This is a genomic window from Streptomyces sp. NPDC051211, assembly GCF_040689505.1.
Taxonomy (GTDB): Bacteria; Actinomycetota; Actinomycetes; order Streptomycetales; family Streptomycetaceae; genus Streptomyces.
In genome coordinates, this window is sequence record NZ_JBFBAV010000048.1 from 34,941 (window position 1) to 52,020 (window position 17,080).

The 17,080-nt window shown below is 73.4% G+C and carries 15 protein-coding genes; 10 read left to right on the top strand and 5 right to left on the bottom strand.

Annotated elements, in window-relative coordinates; genetic code table 11:
• The first annotated feature begins 7 nt into the window (after window positions 1-7).
• Genes AB0447_RS31195 through AB0447_RS31210 form a run of 4 tightly spaced genes read left to right on the top strand, consistent with a single transcriptional unit; the run spans window position 8 to window position 4,524 of the window.
• A complete protein-coding gene (locus AB0447_RS31195; protein WP_366480213.1) occupies window positions 8-2,005 on the top strand; it encodes a biotin carboxylase N-terminal domain-containing protein in 1,998 nt (665 codons plus the stop codon).
• The gene (locus tag AB0447_RS31200) at window positions 2,002-3,174 is read left to right on the top strand and encodes an acyl-CoA dehydrogenase (protein ID WP_366480214.1); all 1,173 of its coding nucleotides are present in this window, start codon (window positions 2,002-2,004) and stop codon (window positions 3,172-3,174) included. The genes AB0447_RS31195 and AB0447_RS31200 overlap by 4 nt, the downstream gene beginning before the upstream one ends.
• Window positions 3,175-3,202: 28 nt before the next feature.
• Entirely contained in the window at window positions 3,203-3,940 is a 738-nt protein-coding gene (locus tag AB0447_RS31205; protein WP_366480215.1) for an enoyl-CoA hydratase family protein, read from the top strand.
• Window positions 3,928-4,524: a TetR/AcrR family transcriptional regulator gene (locus AB0447_RS31210; protein ID WP_366480216.1), complete on the top strand. Its 597-nt coding sequence runs from the start codon at window positions 3,928-3,930 to the stop codon at window positions 4,522-4,524. The genes AB0447_RS31205 and AB0447_RS31210 overlap by 13 nt, the downstream gene beginning before the upstream one ends.
• A 36-nt stretch (window positions 4,525-4,560) precedes the next feature.
• On the opposite strand, the gene AB0447_RS31215 is transcribed toward AB0447_RS31210, so the two are convergent.
• Entirely contained in the window at window positions 4,561-5,664 is a 1,104-nt protein-coding gene (locus AB0447_RS31215; RefSeq protein ID WP_366480217.1) for a citrate synthase 2, read from the bottom strand.
• 248 nt (window positions 5,665-5,912) lie between these two features.
• Between AB0447_RS31215 and pdxH the strand changes: the two genes are divergently transcribed.
• The gene (gene pdxH / locus AB0447_RS31220; protein WP_366480229.1) at window positions 5,913-6,536 is read left to right on the top strand and encodes a pyridoxamine 5'-phosphate oxidase; all 624 of its coding nucleotides are present in this window, start codon (window positions 5,913-5,915) and stop codon (window positions 6,534-6,536) included.
• A gap of 379 nt (window positions 6,537-6,915) precedes the next feature.
• Complete coding sequence (locus AB0447_RS31225) at window positions 6,916-8,235, top strand: PAS domain-containing protein (protein WP_366480218.1); 1,320 nt, start codon at window positions 6,916-6,918, stop codon at window positions 8,233-8,235.
• Window positions 8,236-8,345: 110 nt separating this feature from the next.
• On the opposite strand, the gene AB0447_RS31230 is transcribed toward AB0447_RS31225, so the two are convergent.
• On the bottom strand, window positions 8,346-9,101 hold the full coding sequence (locus AB0447_RS31230; protein WP_366480219.1) for an SIS domain-containing protein: 756 nt from the start codon (window positions 9,099-9,101) through the stop codon (window positions 8,346-8,348).
• A 188-nt stretch (window positions 9,102-9,289) separates the two neighbouring features.
• Here AB0447_RS31230 and AB0447_RS31235 point away from each other — a divergent pair, with 188 nt between their 5' ends.
• The 3 genes from AB0447_RS31235 (at window position 9,290) to AB0447_RS31245 (ending at window position 11,881) form a co-directional block, all read left to right on the top strand.
• The gene (locus AB0447_RS31235) at window positions 9,290-9,982 is read left to right on the top strand and encodes a metal-dependent transcriptional regulator (protein WP_366480220.1); all 693 of its coding nucleotides are present in this window, start codon (window positions 9,290-9,292) and stop codon (window positions 9,980-9,982) included.
• Window positions 9,983-10,258: 276 nt separating this feature from the next.
• Window positions 10,259-11,128, top strand: a complete 870-nt coding sequence (locus tag AB0447_RS31240; RefSeq protein WP_366480221.1) for an alpha/beta hydrolase — start codon at window positions 10,259-10,261, stop codon at window positions 11,126-11,128.
• 84 nt (window positions 11,129-11,212) lie between these two features.
• Window positions 11,213-11,881, top strand: a complete 669-nt coding sequence (locus AB0447_RS31245; RefSeq protein ID WP_366480222.1) for a hypothetical protein — start codon at window positions 11,213-11,215, stop codon at window positions 11,879-11,881.
• Window positions 11,882-11,939: 58 nt separating this feature from the next.
• Here AB0447_RS31245 and AB0447_RS31250 read toward each other — a convergent pair whose 3' ends face one another.
• The 3 genes from AB0447_RS31250 to AB0447_RS31260 all read right to left on the bottom strand — a co-directional run bounded on the left by AB0447_RS31250 (window position 11,940) and on the right by AB0447_RS31260 (window position 15,186).
• Window positions 11,940-13,565 (bottom strand): transporter, encoded by a 1,626-nt coding sequence (locus AB0447_RS31250; RefSeq protein WP_366480223.1) that lies wholly within the window; start codon window positions 13,563-13,565, stop codon window positions 11,940-11,942.
• Entirely contained in the window at window positions 13,562-14,374 is an 813-nt protein-coding gene (locus AB0447_RS31255) for an ABC transporter ATP-binding protein (protein ID WP_366480224.1), read from the bottom strand. The genes AB0447_RS31250 and AB0447_RS31255 overlap by 4 nt, the downstream gene beginning before the upstream one ends.
• A 113-nt stretch (window positions 14,375-14,487) precedes the next feature.
• Window positions 14,488-15,186: a bifunctional DNA primase/polymerase gene (locus AB0447_RS31260; RefSeq protein WP_366480225.1), complete on the bottom strand. Its 699-nt coding sequence runs from the start codon at window positions 15,184-15,186 to the stop codon at window positions 14,488-14,490.
• A 232-nt stretch (window positions 15,187-15,418) separates the two neighbouring features.
• Here AB0447_RS31260 and AB0447_RS31265 point away from each other — a divergent pair, with 232 nt between their 5' ends.
• Complete coding sequence (locus AB0447_RS31265) at window positions 15,419-16,801, top strand: transcriptional regulator (RefSeq protein WP_366480226.1); 1,383 nt, start codon at window positions 15,419-15,421, stop codon at window positions 16,799-16,801.
• The last annotated feature ends 279 nt before the right edge of the window (window positions 16,802-17,080 follow it).

Sequence of the window (17,080 nt, forward strand, 5' to 3'; positions counted from 1 at the left end):
CGCGAACATGACCAAGCCCCAGATCCAGCCCCAACACCAGCCCCTGACTTCCCTCCTCGTCGCCAACCGGGGCGAGATCGCCGTCCGCGTCTTCCGCACCGCCCGCGCCCTCGGCCTGGACACCGTCGCCGTGCACTCCGACCCGGACGCCGACGCCCTGCACGTACGGGAGGCCGACGCGGCCGTGCGCCTTCCGGGTGCGGCCCCCGCCGACACCTACCTGCGCGGCGACCTGATCATCAAGGCGGCCCTCGCCGCCGGGGCCGATGCCGTCCACCCCGGCTACGGCTTCCTCTCCGAGAACGCCGACTTCGCCCGCGAGGTCCAGGCCGCCGGCCTGGTCTGGATCGGCCCGCCCCCCGAGGCCATCGAGGCCATGGCCTCCAAGACCCGGGCCAAGGAGCTGATGCGCGCCGCCGGGGTCCCCCTCCTCGATCCCGTCGACCCGGAGAAGGCGGGCCCGGCCGACTTCCCGCTGCTGCTCAAGGCCGCGGCGGGCGGCGGCGGCCGCGGGATGCGCCTCGTACGCGATCCCGCCCGGCTGCCCGAGGAACTGGCCGCGGCAGCCGCCGAGGCCCGGTCCGCGTTCGGGGACGGGGAGGTCTTCGCCGAGCCGTACGTGGAGAACGGCCGCCACGTGGAGGTGCAGATCCTCGCCGACGCCCACGGCACCGTCTGGGCGCTGGGCACCCGGGACTGCTCACTCCAGCGCCGCCACCAGAAGGTCATCGAGGAGGCCCCGGCCCCCGCCCTCCCGGCGGCCCTGCGCAGCACCCTGCACGAGGCGGCCGTCGCGGCCGCCCGCGCCGTCTCCTACCGGGGGGCCGGCACCGTCGAGTTCCTGGTCACCGAAGCGGGCCGCCCGTACTTCCTGGAGATGAACACCCGCCTCCAGGTGGAACACCCGGTCACCGAGGCGGTGTTCGGCATCGACCTGGTGGAGCTCCAGCTGCGCGTCGCCGAGGGCGCCGCCCTGCCGTTGGACCCGCCCGCGCCCACCGGCCATGCCGTGGAGGCGCGTCTGTACGCCGAGGACCCCGCCCGGGACTGGCGGCCGCAGGCCGGCACCCTGCACACCCTCGCCGTCCCCGGCGGGGTGCGGGTGGACACCGGATACACCGACGGGGACACCGTCGGCGTGCACTACGACCCCATGCTCGCCAAGGTCATCGCGCACGCCCCGACCCGCCCCGCAGCCCTCCGGGCCCTGGCCCACGCCCTCTCCCGGGCCCGTATCCACGGCCTGCCCACCAACCGCGACCTGCTCGTACGCTCCCTGCGGCACCCGGAGTTCACCGACCCCGCCCGCCTCGGCACCGCCTTCTACGACCGGCACCTCGCCACTCTCACCGAGGGCGCGCCGGACGCCATCCCGGCGGTCCTCGCCGCCGCCCTGGCCGACGCGGCCGCGGCCCCCGACGCCCCCCTCGCCGCCCGTATCGGCGGCTGGCGCAACCTCCGCTCCCAGCCGCAGATCCGCCGCTACACCGGGGCGGCCACCGACGCAGGCACCGGGACAGCCACCGGGACAGGCACCGAGGCAGCCACCGCGTACGAGGTCCGCTACCGGCCCGGCCTGCTCGTCGACCATCCCGGCGTCCGGGTCCTGGCCGCCACTCCCGACCTCGTCACCCTCGAAATCGAGGGAGTCCGACGGGTGTTCCACGTGAAACGCAATTCGAACAGGACGGAGGTCTACGTCGATTCGGTGCTGGGCGCCCACACCTTCACCCCCGTCCCCCGGTTCCCCGATCCCCAGGACCGCACCGAACCCGGCTCCCTGCTCGCCCCCATGCCCGGCACCGTCGTCCGCGTCGCCGAGGGGCTGGCCCCCGGCTCCGCCGTCACCGCCGGCCAGCCCCTGCTCTGGCTGGAGGCCATGAAGATGGAGCACCGCATCCTCGCTCCCGCCTCCGGCACGCTCTCCGCGCTCCACGCCGCCACCGGCCAACAGGTCGAGTTCGGCGCCCTGCTCGCCGTAGTCCAGGAGGAAACGCAACGATGAGCCCCGTCAGCAGCGCCACCCTCGAAACCGAAGAGCACCGGGTCCTGCGCGCCGCCGTCGCCGCCCTCGGGCAGCGCTACGGCCGCGAGTACCTGGCTCGTATCGCCCGCGAGGGCGGCCACCCCGAGGAGCTGTGGGCCGACGCGGCCAAGCTCGGGTACCTCGGGGTCAACCTGCCCGAGGAGTACGGCGGCGGGGGCGGCGGCATCGCCGAACTCTCCATCGTCCTGGAGGAACTGGGCGCGGCCGGATCCCCGCTGCTGATGATGGTGGTCTCGCCCGCCATCTGCGGCACGGTCATCTCCCGCTTCGGCACCGCAGCACAGAAGCAGGCCTGGCTGCCGGGCCTGGCCGACGGCAGCCGCACCATGGCCTTCGGCATCACCGAGCCCGACGCCGGCTCCAACTCGCACCGGATCACCACCACCGCCCGCCGCGAGGGCTCCGACTGGATCCTCACCGGCCGCAAGGTGTTCATCTCCGGCGTGGACATCGCCGACGCCACCCTGATCGTCGGCCGGACGGAAGACGCCCGCACCGGACGGCTCAAGCCCTGCCTGTTCATCGTCCCGCGGGACACCCCCGGCTTCTCCCGCTCCGTCATCGACATGGAGCTCCAGGCCGCGGAGAAGCAGTTCGAGCTGGTCCTCGACGAGGTCCGGCTGCCCGCCGACGCGCTCGTCGGCGACGAGGACGCGGGCCTGCTCCAGCTGTTCGCCGGCCTCAACCCCGAACGCATCATGACCGCCGCCTTCGCGATCGGCATGGGCCGCTACGCCCTCGCCAAGGCCGTCGACTACGCGAAGACCCGCCAGGTCTGGAAGGAACCCATCGGCGCCCACCAGGCCCTCGCCCATCCCCTCGCGCAGGCGCACATCGAGCTGGAACTGGCCCGGCTGATGATGCAGAAGGCCGCGCACCTCTACGACAGCGGGGACGACATGGCCGCCGGTGAGGCGGCCAACATGGCCAAGTACGCTGCCGCCGAGGCCTGCGTACGGGCGGTGGACCAGGCGGTCCACACCCTCGGGGGCAACGGCCTCACCCGTGAATACGGACTGGCCGCGCTGATCACCGCCTCCCGGGTGGCCCGGATCGCCCCGGTCAGCCGCGAGATGATCCTCAACTTCGTCTCGCACCAGACCCTGGGCCTCCCCAAGTCCTACTAGCCAGACCAGTCGAGAAAGGGCAGGCGAAGTGAACCGGACCGTCGGATCCGCGCACGGGCGCGGCATCACCACCCTCACGCTGGACTCCCCGGCCAACCGCAACGCGCTCTCCGCGGGCCTCGTCGGCGAGCTGCGCGCGGCCCTCGCCGCGGCCGGCGCGGACCCGGAGGTCCGGGCGCTCGTCCTCACCCACGCCGGCACCACCTTCTGCTCGGGCGCCGACCTCAAGTCCCCCTGCGACCCCGCCGACTTCCTGGCCCTGCTCCGCGAGATCACCGAGCTGCCGCAGCCGGTCGTCGCCCGGGTCACCGGCCATGTCCGGGCCGGCGGCCTCGGCCTGCTCGGCGCCTGCGACATCGCCGCCGCCGGGCCGGACTCCACGTACGCCTTCACCGAGACGCACCTCGGGGTCGTACCGGCCGTCATCTCCGCCCCGCTGCTGCCCCGCCTCGACCCGCGCGCCGCAGCCCGCTACTTCCTGACCGCCGAGCCCTTCGACGCCGCCGAAGCCGCCCGGATCGGCCTGCTCACGGCCCACGGCGAGGACGTCGACGAGGTCCTCGAGCCGGTCCTGGCGGGCCTCCGCAAAGCCGGCCCGCAGGCCCTGGCCGCCACCAAACGGCTGCTCACCGCCCCGGTACGGGCCGCCCTCGACCAGGACGGGGAAGCCCTCACCGCGCTGTCCGCGCAGCACTTCTCCTCCGCCGAAGCCCTCGAGGGCATCAGCGCCCGCTTCGACCGCCGGGACCCCGCATGGGCACGGTGACCGGCCCCAAGCAGGCCCGCAGCCGGGTCACCCGCCGCCACCTGCTGGAGGCCGCCGTCTCCTGCCTGGCCGAACAGGGCTGGGCCGGCTCCACCGTCGCCGTGGTCGCGGAACGCGCCGGGGTCTCCCGCGGCGCCGCCCAGTACCACTTCCCCACCCGCGAGGACCTGTTCACCGCGGCCGTCGAGTACGTGGCCGAAGAACGCTCCGCCGCCCTCCGCGACCTCTTCCACACCGGGCCCGCCCCCCGCCCGGCGGTGATCGAAGCCCTGGTCGACATGTACACCGGCGCGCTCTTCCGGGCCGCCCTCCAGCTGTGGGTGGCCGCCTCGTACGAGGAACAGCTGCGCCCGCGCGTCACGGAACTCGAGGCGCGCGTCGGCCGCGAGACCCACCGGATAGCGGTGGAGCTCCTCGGAGCCGACGAATCCGTCCCCGGCGTCCGGGAAACCGTCCAGGGTCTCCTCGACCTGGCCCGCGGCCTCGGCCTGGCCAACGTCCTCACCGACGACGCGTCCCGCCGGGCCCGGGTGGTCTCCCAGTGGACCCGCATCATCGAAGCCACCCTGGGCCCGGCCGCCTGACCCGGCCGGACCCCAGGGGGTGGGGTGGCCGGCGGATCAGCCGGCCGCGATGTCCGCGTAGCCCTCGATGTCGCGGGGGTCGCGGCGGCCCGGGCCGATGTAGCGGGCCGAGGGGCGGACCAGGCGGCCCGTGCGCTTCTGCTCCAGGATGTGCGCCGACCAGCCGGCCGTGCGCGCGCAGGTGAACATCGAGGTGAACATGTGCGCCGGGACCTCGGCGAAGTCCAGCATGATCGCGGCCCAGAACTCGACGTTGGTGGCCAGCACCCGGTCGGGGCGGCGCGCGTGCAACTCCTCCAGAGCGGCCTTCTCCAGCGCCGCCGCCACCTCGTAGCGGGGTGCGTCCAGCTCCTTCGCGGTGCGGCGCAGCACGCGGGCCCGCGGGTCCTCGGCCCGGTAGACGCGGTGCCCGAAGCCCATCAGCCGCTCGCCCTTGTCCAGGGCCTTCTTCACGTACGCGACGGCGTCGCCGGTGCGCTCGATCTCCTCGATCATGCCGAGGACCCGGGACGGGGCACCGCCGTGCAGCGGGCCGGACATGGCCCCGACGGCCCCGGAGAGGGCGGCCGCGACGTCGGCGCCGGTCGAGGCGATCACGCGCGCCGTGAAGGTGGAGGCGTTCATGCCGTGCTCGGCGGCCGAGGTCCAGTACGCGTCCACCGCCTTCACGTGGCGCGGGTCCGGCTCGCCCCGCCAGCGGATCATGAACCGCTCGACCACGGAATCGGCCTTGTCGATCTCCCGCTGCGGCACCATCGGCAGACCCTGTCCGCGCGCGGACTGGGCGACGTACGACAGGGCCATCACGGCCGCCCGCGCCAGGTCGTCGCGCGCGGTCTGCTCGTCGATGTCCAGCAGCGGTTTCAGGCCCCAGACCGGGGCGAGCATGGCGAGCGCGGACTGCACGTCGACCCGGATGTCACCGGAGTGCACGGGGATCGGGAAGGGCTCGGCGGCCGGCAGCCCGGGGTTGAAGGCGCCGTCGACCAGCAGGCCCCACACGTTCCCGAAGGACACGTGGCCGACCAGGTCTTCGATGTCCACCCCGCGGTAGCGGAGGGACCCGCCTTCCTTGTCGGGTTCGGCGATCTCCGTTTCGAACGCGATGACCCCTTCGAGTCCGGGTACGAAGTCGGACATCAGGCGGCTCCTCAGGTAGTGCGAACACGCGCGGCTCCCGGCGTGAATCGCGGTCGGGCGCGGTCATCCCCGTTGATGCCCGGATCGGCCGAAGGTCACCCGTACGGGGTCCTCGGACCGGCCCCAAGATTTTGTCCGTTCCACTTGATGTGCGGAAGCGTGACATACGGCACACTCGCCGGAGCACTCGGGGTGCGGTGCTGGGGCAGGATGGCCGAGTGACCGCCCACGACCTTGATCCCGCCATCATGCGCAAGCAGTACCGCTCGGAGATCGTCCTGGAGGACAGCTTCGCGGAGGACCCCATGGCGCAGTTCGCCGTCTGGTTCCAGCAGGCGTCCCTCTCGCACATCTTCGAGCCGAACGCCATGGTCGTCTCGACCTCCACCCGTGACGGCCGGCCCAGCTCGCGGACGGTGCTCCTCAAGCAGTTCGACGACCGCGGTTTCGTGTTCTTCACCAATTACGGCTCCCGCAAGGCACGGGAGATCGCGGAGAACCCGTCCGCGGCGCTGCTCTTCCCCTGGCATCCGATCGCCCGCCAGGTGGTGGTGACCGGCACGGCGGTGCGGACCGGCCGGGACGAAACCGCCGCTTACTTCCGTTCCCGCCCGCACGGCTCCCAGCTGGGTGCCTGGGCCAGCGACCAGTCACAGGTCATCGCCTCCCGCGCGGAGCTGGACCGCCGCTACGCCGAGCTCGCCGACCGCTACCCGGAGGGCGAGCAGGTCCCGGTCCCGCCGGAGTGGGGCGGAATCCGGGTCGTCCCCGAGACGGTCGAGTTCTGGCAGGGCCACGAAAACCGCCTGCACGACCGCCTGCGCTACGTCCGGGAGGGCGGGAAGTGGCGCCTGGAGCGGCTCTGCCCCTGAAGGGCGATGCCCTTGAACGCAGACGACCCGCAGGCTCGGGTTTCTCTCCTGCAGTGAGAGAAGCCGGCCGGACGTGCCGGCGAGCCTGCGGGTCGGGTGACTGCTTTGGTTTGGACCGACGCCGAGCGTCGGCACCGCACTGGGTGCGTTGCGACGACGGGCGTTAGCCCGCAGTCACCTCACGCGTCCGGAGTTCATACATTTCCGGGATCACCTCCTTTCAGTGTGCTGCCACTGTAGGCACGCCTCCCGGCCCCCCTCAAGCAATTTTCGGGGTGTCCGTCGCGGGCCGATTCACGGGAATGCAGTGTGTGCTGCGTCACGTTCCAGTTGAATGATCTGACGTGCCGCACACGCGAACACCTGCAGGGGGTCCCAGGTGAGTGCTTCCGGACGTAGTGAGACCACCGACGATCTGCTCGCCGCGCTGCTCGACGGCATGGATGCCGCGCTGTGTGCGTTCGATGCCGATGGGGTGATCACCCATTGGAACCGTGAGGCCGAGCGGATCCTGGGGTGGTCCGCCGCGGAGGCGGTCGGGCGGCGGGGGTTCGCGGGGTGGGCGGTGCGGGCCGCCGACGCGCAGGACGTGCAGGACAGGCTCATGGCGGCGCAGGACGTGCCGGGCCGGCAGGTGCACGAGTTCGCCCTGCTGACCAAGAAGGGCGGCCGGGTGCTCGTACGGACCCAGTCGGCCGGGGTGCCGGGCGCGGACGGGAAGCCGGCCGGGGTGTACTGCGCGTTCAGCGAGGTGCACGCGCAGATCGACCTGGAGCGGTCCATCGCGCTGAGCGAGGCGCTGATGGACGACGCGTCCTGGGGCGTGGTGCTGGTCGATGTGGACCTGCGGCCGGCCGTGGTGAACGCGCATGCCGCGCGGGCCTTCGGGTCGGGGCGGACCGCCCTGCTCGGGCGGCCGCTCGGCGAGCTGCTGACCCAGGGCGTGGAGGAGCTGGAGGGCACGCTGCAGCACGTGCTGGCGGAGGGGGCGCCGCCCGCGCCGGTGGAGCTGTGGGTGACGGTGCGCACCGCGGAGGGGTTGCGGCGGCGGTGCTGGCGGTGCGGGTTCCTGCGGCTGGCCTCGCCGCTGGCGGAGGAGCCGGTGCCGCTCGGGGTCGGCTGGCTGTTCCAGGACGTCACCGAGGCCCGGCAGCTGGGGCTGGACGCGGCACGGCTGCGGTTCCGGTGGAACCAGCTGTACCGGGCGGGACGGGCGGCCGGCGAGTGCGAGGACCCGTCGGAGGCCGCCGCGGTGCGGCTGGAGTTCGCGCTGGCCGGGTTCGCCGACCATGCGCTGCTGGACGTGGCGGTGGGGGAGCGGCTCGTACGGTCGGCCGGGGCGCCGTCGGGCACGCCCGGCCCGGTACCGCTGCCGGCGGCTCCCGGGGCGATCCCGGTCCGGTACGAGCCCGGCCATCCGGCCCTGCAGGCGCTGGACCGGATCGGGCCGGTCCGGACCAGCGCGCCGCGGGGCGGGGCGGCGGAGGGCTGGGCGGCGGCCCGCCAGTGGCCGGAGGGTGTGGCGCACGGGCTGTGCACGGTGCTGCGCAGCCGCGGCCGGACCCTGGGCGTCCTCACCTTCCTGCGCGGACCGTCCCGTCCGGCGTTCGAGCGGGTGGACGCGGAGTACGCGGAGGAGATCGCGGTACGGCTGGCGGCCGACCTCGACATGGCCGACCTGACACGGGGCCGCGGTTAGTCCGGGGCCGCGGTGAGTCCGGCACGCCCGCCCGGGACGCGCCTCAAGGGTGCCCGCCGGCACCGGAGGCCGGCACCGGAAGCCGGCGCCGGAAAGCCAGTGCCGGAAGGTTAGTGCCGGAAGAAGATCCGGTCCCCGTACTCCGCCATCACCCGGCCGTTCCACTCGTGCCCGCCGTCCACGTTGCCCGAGCGCAGCAGCGGGGGCTCCAGGCCGCGCGCGGCCAGCTCGCCCGCCGCCGCGGCCATGACCGCCTGCATGATCGCGCTGGTCACCACCGTGGACGCGGGTGCGAAGGGTGCGTCGATGCCGTCCGCGGTGAGCTCGGCGTCGCCGACCGCGATCTTGCTGTCCAGCACGATGTCGCAGTGGTCCTTCAGGAAGGTGCCGGAGACGTGCCGCGACCTGGTCTCCGTCGCGTACGCCACCGAGGTCACGCCGATCACCTTGAGGCCGAGGGCGCGCGCGTTCATCGCCATCTCCACCGGCAGCGCGTTGCGGCCGGACAGCGAGATGATCACGAGGACGTCGCCCTCGCGGGCCGGGCTGCTGTCCAGGACCGCCCCGGCCAGCCCGTCCACCCGCTCCAGGGCGCTGCCCAGGGTCGCGGGCATGACGTCGATGCCGGCGGTGCCCGGTACCGCGAGGAAGTTCATCAGGGCCAGTCCGCCGGCCCGGTAGACCACGTCCTGGGCGGGCAGCGATGAGTGGCCGGCGCCGAAGGCGAAGAGCCGGTTGCCCGCCGCGACGGCGTCCGCGATCACCGTGCCCGCTTCCGAGATGCTCGAGGACTCTTCGTCACGGACACGCTGAAGCAGCCCGATGGCGGCGTCGAAGAACTGACCGGCCAGCTTGCTCTCGCTCATGCGCCGAGGGCCCTTCCAGTGGGTGCGGGTGCGTGTCCGCCGCTCACCGTGCGGTCTGGACCAAGGGCGTGTCAATACGGGCGTCAATACCGGAACCCGGGGCCCGCGGCCCCACCACGCGGGACGGTTGTCGGTGCTCTGCGGCAGAATTGGGGGCAGGGCCAGCGCAAAATATCCGAGGGGCACGAATGTCCGGACTGATCGATACCACGGAGATGTATCTCCGCACCATCCTTGAGCTGGAAGAGGAAGGTGTTGTCCCCATGCGCGCCCGTATCGCCGAACGGCTCGACCAGAGCGGTCCGACGGTCAGCCAGACGGTGGCGCGGATGGAGCGCGACGGCCTGGTGGCCGTCGCCAGCGACCGGCACCTGGAGCTGACCGACGAGGGCCGCCGGCTGGCGACCCGCGTGATGCGCAAGCACCGGCTCGCCGAGTGCCTGCTCGTCGACGTGATCGGCCTGGAGTGGGAGCAGGTGCACGCCGAGGCCTGCCGCTGGGAGCACGTGATGAGCGAGGCGGTGGAGCGGCGCGTGCTGGAGCTGCTGCGCCACCCGACCGAGTCGCCGTACGGGAACCCGATCCCCGGCCTGGAGGAGCTCGGCGAGAAGGCCGAGGCGGACCCGTTCCTCGACGAGGGCATGGTGAGCCTGGCCGAGCTGGACCCGGGCAGCGACGGCAAGACCGTGGTGGTGCGCCGGATCGGCGAGCCCATCCAGACGGACGCGCAGCTGATGTACACGCTGCGGCGGGCCGGTGTGCAGCCGGGCGCGGTGGTGAGCGTGACCGAGTCTCCCGGCGGGGTGCTGGTCGGCAGCGGCGGCGAAGCCGCCGAGCTGGAGGCGGAAGTCGCCTCGCACGTGTTCGTCGCGAAGCGCTGAGCCTGACGCTTCCCGGTCTCCCTGGGTAGGGGTGGTCCCGGCGCCTTGCGGCGCCGGGACCGGTCCTCCCCTTTGCTGACCCGGAGCCCCGAGCTCCCAGGGTCATCCCCTCGGACCGTCTTCCCCGATCGGCCCGCCTCCCGTTGAAAATCTCCCCTCGGCAGCGGCGGCCAATCCTTGAGCAAGGTCACTCGAAAGAGCGGTATTGCGGGCGGGAAGGCCATTTTCGAATAGGGGTTCGATAGTCTGGCGGCAAGCGAAGGGGGTGCATCTGCGGTGGTACAGCGCTTCGATGTGACAGGGGCCGACGGCGTCCGCCTGGCCGCCTGGGAGTTCCGGGAAACAGATTCCGCTTCCGCCGCCGAGCCCAGGCCGGCGGCACTGTTACTCCACGGGCTGATGGGCCGCGCCTTCCACTGGGCCGGCACCGCCGGCTGGCTCGCCGAGCGCCGCCGGGTCATCGCCCTGGACCAGCGCGGCCACGGCGACAGTGAGGCCCCCGCCCACGGCCCGTACACGCGGGAGGCCTTCGTCGCCGACGCCGAGGCCGCCATAGAGCAGCTCGGCCTCGCCCCCGTCACCCTCGTCGGCCACTCCATGGGAGCCCTCACCGCCTGGCAGCTCGCCGCCCGCCGCCCCGACCTGGTCCAGGCCCTGGTCATCTGCGACATGCGCGCCTCGGCCCTCGGCGCCGCCTCGCAGCGCGACTGGGAGGAGTGGTTCGGCCGCTGGCCGCTGCCCTTCCCCACACAGGACGCCGCCCGCCGCTGGTTCGGCGAGGACGACCCCCGGGTGGAGCGCCCCGACCCCGGCCGCGGTGCCTTCTTCGCCGAGGTCATGCGGCAGACCGAGGACGGCTGGCGTCCGCAGTTCTCCCGCCGCCAGATGCTCACGGCCCGCGAGACCTGGGTGCACGACGCGCACTGGGAAGAGCTCGCCCAGGTCCGCTGCCCCACCCTGGTGGTCCGCGGCCTCGACGGGGAACTCGGCCGCGCGGAGGCCCAGGAGATGGTCCGCGTCCTCCCGGCCGGCCAGTACGCCGAGATCCCCGACGCCGGCCACTACGTCCACTACGACCAGCCGGCCGCCTGGCGGGCCGCCCTGGAACCCTTCCTCGACGGAGTCCTGGCCTCCAGGCCCTCCTGACCCCTCCTCAGCGGCCGGGACGCGGCCCCGGATTGAGTACGCCGACTCATGCGGCCGCCGCACCGGCGTGCCTAGCCTCGACCCATGACCACCCCACGGCCCGTCTCTGCAGCTCCCGCCGCTCCCGCCTCCGCACCCCGCCCGCCGCGCCGGCCGGGCCGGGGCCGGATCCTGGCAGCCGGCTGCGCGGCGCTCGTCGTCGGCGCCGTGTTCCTCGCCGCGCCGTCCGTGAGCGCCTGGTGGGACCGCGTCCTGTCCGGCGAGCCCTACCCGGACGCAGACCCGTACGCCGAGGTGGCCCGGCTCAAGAGCGAAGCCCAACGCGCCTACGATGCGGCCGCATTGCCGGAATCGATCGTGCTGGAAGCGTCCGGGGCGGGCACCGGCAGCAGCTGCCCGTACCGGGGCCTGGCGGGCCTGAAGCACATCGACGGCGTCCGCACCGACGTCAACGGCCACGAAACCCGCTGGATGGCGGTCGGTGTCACCGAGGCCGACGCCCGGCCCGCCCTGGCCCGCTACCGCCGCATCCTGGAAGCGGACGGCTGGCTGCAGGTGCGTGAGGAGGACCGCCGCAACGGCGACTTCGCCAGTGTGGGCTTCCGCTTCGAGAACCCGCGAACCGGCGACCTCTCCGACGTCGACTGGAGCAGCTCGCGCGGCGCCTTCGTGGTCACCGGCTACTCCGACTGCGTCCGCCCGACCGGCGCCTACCAGCCGGACCCCGACTGGTCCCCGCGCCGCCCGAGCTGAAGCCCGACCGCCGGCCGCCCGCCGGTCGCGGCCCCGCCGGTCGACCCCTGCGGCCGCCTCAGCCCTTGCTGACCGCCTCCAGGATCTCCGGGATGCTGCGCGCCACCTTCGGCGCGGCCAGCCGCAGCCCCGCCCAGGTCAGCAGGGCACCCCAGCCGAGGCCCGCCGGCAGGACCGTCCACAACAGGGAGTGGTGGTCGGTGACGCGGAGCCCGATGACCAGGGCGGCCACCGGGGCACACAGCAGCGCCGAGGCGAACATGCCGCCGAAGATGCTGGAGACGGCCAGCCCCGCCTGCCCCGGGACCACGCTCTTGAACGCGCCCTCCTGCGGGATCGAGTACGGGTAGTACGCCGAGGACAGCGCGCCCGTGCCCAGCATCGCCCCCAGCAGAGCCAAGCTCAGCCCCAGGGCGTCCGGCAGCGCGGCCCAGTTCCCGACCAGCCAGGCGGTGACCACGGTGACCAGCACCGTGTACGGCAAGGTCACCAGGAGCAGCGCGGCGGCGCGGGCCCGCAGCTCGGCGTAGGCCTCCCGGGTGGTGGACAGGGTCTGGGCGACCATCCAGAACGCCGAGGTGTCCTGGCCGAACTGGTTGTACATGAGCGCGCCGAGCATGCCCGCGGCGAAGCAGGCCAGGTACACCGAGCCGGTGCCCTGGAGGGCGTTGAAGACCGGCACGATCGCCCCGACGGCCAGGCCGCTGATCCAGCCCGCCTTCGTCTTCGGGTCGCGGAAGGCATAGCGGAGCGTCCGCTGGACGACCGCGCCCGGCCGGCCGGCGGGCAGCAGGGCCCACAGCCCGCCGTCCGAAGCGCGGTCCCGGGCGGGGCTCGCGGCCGCGACGGTGGAGCCGTCCGGGGTGACCATCAGCCGGGTCAGGCTGCGCTCCCAGACGTGCAGCAGCCCGAGGACCGCCGCCACGGTCACGGCCAGCTGGGCCGCGGCCCTCCCGTACGCGCCCTCACCGGCCGACTCCACCATGCCGAGCGCGGTCGCCGGCGGCAGCCAGCGCACCACATCCGCGGCCGGGCGCAGGGCGGCGAGCCCGCCGGGCTCGGCGAGCCGCTGGGCGGCGAAGCTGACGAACTGGGCGCCGATCGCGATCAGCAGGCCGCTGATCACGGCCAAGTCGCGGCCCTTGCGGCTGCTCAGCAGCCCGATGTTGGCGGTGGCCACGGCGCGGGCGAGGGCCACACAGCCGAGCAGCAGCAGCGGAGCCGCCACCAGGCCGGCCGCGAACCCGGCGGCGCCGCGCGCCACCGCCACCACCGAGCCCACCGCCACGCACAGGGTGAACAGCGGGCCGATCCCCACCAGGGAGGAGACCAGCAGGGCCCGCACCAGCGGCCGGGGCCGCAGCGGCAGCATCACCAGCCGGGTCGGGTCCAGGGTGTCGTCGCCGGCGGCGAACAGCAGCGGCAGGAACGCCCAGCCGAGCGCCAGGATCCCGGAGAGCAGGACGACGACCGTGCCGGCGTGCGCGTTGCCGCGCAGCAGGGCCAGCAGCAGCACGGTCAACGCGGCGGCCAGCAGCACGAAGACCAGCGAACTGACGAAGGCGGCCCTGCGCTTCGTGGAACCCTTCAGTCCGTTGCGGAGCAGGGAGAGCTTGAGCCGGACGAAGACCGGGGTGAGCGCGGCGGCACCCACCGCACCCACGGTGCTCGGGGAGGCGCTCATCGGGCTGCCGCCCCGCCGCCCAGCCAGTCCAGCGAGTCGCCGGCCGTCAGCCGCTGCGCACCCACCAGCTCCAGGAACGCGCTCTGCAACGAGGGCGCATCACCCCGTACGTCCGCCAGCGGGCCAGCGGCGCGGATCCGGCCGGCCGCCATGACCGCGACCCAGTCGCACAGCGACTCGACCAGCTCCATGACGTGGGAGGAGAAGACGACCGTGGCACCGGAGGCGGTGTAGCGTTCCAGCACCCCGCGGATGGTCTGCGCCGACACCGGGCCCACACCCTCGAACGGCTCGTCCAGGAACAGCACTTCCGGATTGTGCAGCAGGGCCGCCGCCAGCCCGATCTTCTTCCGCATGCCGGTCGAGTAGTCCACCACCAGCTTGTGCTGCGAACCGGCGAGGTCGAGCACCTCCAGCAGCTGGGTGGCCCGCTTGTCCGTCTCCTGGCCCGGCAGCCCCCGCAACCGGCCGATGTAGCCCAGCAGTTCCCGGCCCGAGAGCCGCTCGAACAGCCGCAGCCCCTCAGGCAGGATCCCGATCCGGGCCTTGACCGCCGCCGGGTCCGCCCAGACGTCGTGTCCGGCGACCTCGATCCGGCCCTGGTCGGGCCGGAGCAGGCCGGTGACCATCGACAGGGTGGTGGTCTTGCCGGCGCCGTTCGGCCCGACCAGGCCGATGAAGCGGCCGGCGGGCAGCTCCAAGTCGACCCCGGAGACCGCGATCTGCTCACCGAACTGCTTCCACAGGCCCGTTATCCGTACGGCGGGGGCACCGTCCGCTGCTGCCCCCGCGCTCGCCTGGTCCGGCATGCGCCGCCCTGCCTCTCGTTCCGTCCCCGTAGGTCTCGTCTCACCATACGAGCGGAACGAGCGTCCGACTGATGACGAATGTCATGAGCCGCACGCCGCAACAGGCAGGCCGATCAGGAAGTCCGGCGGGCGGTGCGGGCCGCCGAGGCCTCCCGACCGGTCGCGTACGCCAGCGGGTTGATCAGCTCCTCGATGTCCGGCAGCCACCTGTTCGCCGGCGTGGGACGGCGCGCCCACTGCACCGCGCCCCGCCCCCCGTACCGGGTCGGCGGGGCCGCCACGAAATCGCCCTCGCCGCGTACGACGAGATCGATCGCGGTCGGCGACCATCCCAGCTTGCGCACCAGGTCCGGCACCTTCGCCCCGGCGCCCGGCAGTACGAAGAACAGCATCCGCCGGTCCGGGGTCAGCGTCACCGGGCCCAGGGTGAGCTGCATCCGCTCCAGCCGGGCCAGCGCCAGGAATCCGGCCGTCTCCGCCACGTCCACCGCGTCGAAGGTCCGGCCGGTCGGCAGCAGGATCGACGCCTTCGAGTGCTTCGACCACATCCGGCGGGCCTGCACCGCGCTGCCCGTCGCCTGCGCCGCCCAGTCCTTCACCGCCGGGTGCGCGCCCGGCGCCACGCAGTCCTCCGCCCCGCAGGAGCACAGCTCCCTGCCGTCCCCGGGCTCCAGCCAGGTGCCGGGGAACACATCCCAGTGCCGCTCTTCCGCGTACCGCACGGCATGGTCCAGCAGCTGCTCACCTCGCTGCTTGGGGATGGCGGCGGCGTCGGTCTCCGTGACTCCCATGGTCTCTTCCACGTCCATCACAACTCCCGCCGTCACCCGGGGTTACGGCCCTAAACCGGCCAGGCGGCGGAGCATCGATCCTGCATGCGGGGCGCATCGATGCACGGGCGGGGGCGCGCGGGGGGCCGGGAAGCCGGTGATGGGTAGCGACAAAGCGCAGAGCGGAAGATTCCCCGGAATATCCGCGGAATTCTCCGCACATCCGCCGGGAAGTGATCAATCGAACGATCACCCGCGGCCACAGGGGGTTTTCATGGCAGCCAGGCCTCTCGTCGCCCGCCAGCCGAACGAACGGCTGCAGGCGCTCATCCAGGAAGCCGGGTGCTCGAATGCCGGGCTCGCCCGGCGCGTCAACATGTGCGGTGCCGAACACGGTCTCGATCTCCGTTACGACAAGACATCCGTGGCCCGCTGGCTGCGCGGCCAGCAACCGCGCGGCCGGGCGCCCGGCATCATCGCCGAAGCGCTGGGCCGCAAGCTGGGCCGGACCGTCACCATCGACGAGATCGGCATGGCCAACGGCAAGAACCTCGCGTCCGGGGTGGGCCTGCAGTTCTCCCCGACCGTGCTCGGAGCCATCGAGCAGGTCTGCGAGCTGTGGCGCAGCGACGTCGGCCGGCGCGACTTCCTGGCCGGGTCGACGGTGGCCGCATCGGCCCTGGTCGAGCCGAGCCGGGACTGGCTGATCACGGGCGCGGACGTGGCGGTGGCGCGTACGGGCGGCTCGCGGGTCGGGATGTCGGACGTGGAGGCGGTACGGGCGACCACCGACGCGCTCGTCGACCTCGACCACCGCTTCGGCAGCGGGCACGTCCGGCCGGTGGTCGTGCACTACCTCAACAGCGTGGTCTCCGGGCTGATCGGCGGCTCTTACCGGGAGCCGGTCGGGCGGGCGCTGTTCGCGGCGGTGGCGCGGCTGACGGAACTCGCGGGCTACATGGCGGTGGACACCGGCCAGCCCGGTCTCGCCCAGCGCTACTACATCCAGGCGCTGCGGCTGGCCCAGGCCGCGGGGGACCGGGCGTACGGCGGCTACGTCCTGGCGGCCTCGATGAGCCACCTCGCGGCGGAGCTGGGCAACCCGCGGGAGATCGCGCAGCTGGCGCGAGCCGCGCAGGAGGGGACCCGGGGGCAGGTCACCCCGCGCGCGGAAGCGATGTTCTACGCGGCGGAGGCGCGGGGGCACGCCCTGCTGGGCGACGCACGGGCCACCCAGGTGCTGGCGTCGCGGGCGCTGGGCGCGCTGGAGCGGGCGGAACCGGAGTCCGGGGACGACCCGGTGTGGATCCGGCACTTCGACGAGGCGTACCTGGCGGACGAACTGGCGCACTGCCACCGGGATCTGGGGCAGGCGGAGGCGGCGGGGCGGCGGGCGGAGGAGGCGTTGCGGGCGCTGCCGGAGACGAAGGCGAGGAGACGAGCGATCGGGCTGCTGCTGCTCGCCTCCTCGCAGGTGGAGCGGCGTGAGGTGGAGCAGTCCTGTCAGACGGCCGGGCGGGCGGTGGACCTTCTGTCCTCCCTTCGTTCCAACCGCGGTGCGGAATACCTGGACGACTTCCGCACCCGCCTGGACCCGTACCGGGAGGAACCCTCGGTCCGCGAATTCCTCACCCGCCTCCAACCCTCAGCGGCCTAGCCCGGCCGGGCCGGGCCACCTCCGAACCCTCCGGTCCTCTGCGCTGGTTTGCCGCAGGCAACTCCAGCCCCGCCGGCGTGTGAGGCGCGGGGGTCCGGGGGCTGGCCCCCGGCAGCGGCGCCGCAGCCGGACGCGGACCCGCTGCGGAGCCGGGCGGAGGGAGGGGGCCGCTGCGCGGGGCCTTTCCCCTACCCGCCCCTTCCCGAACTGGGGCTCCGCCCCAGACCCCGCGCCTCAAACGCCGGCGAGGCTGGGAAGGCCAAACGCCGGAGAGGCTGG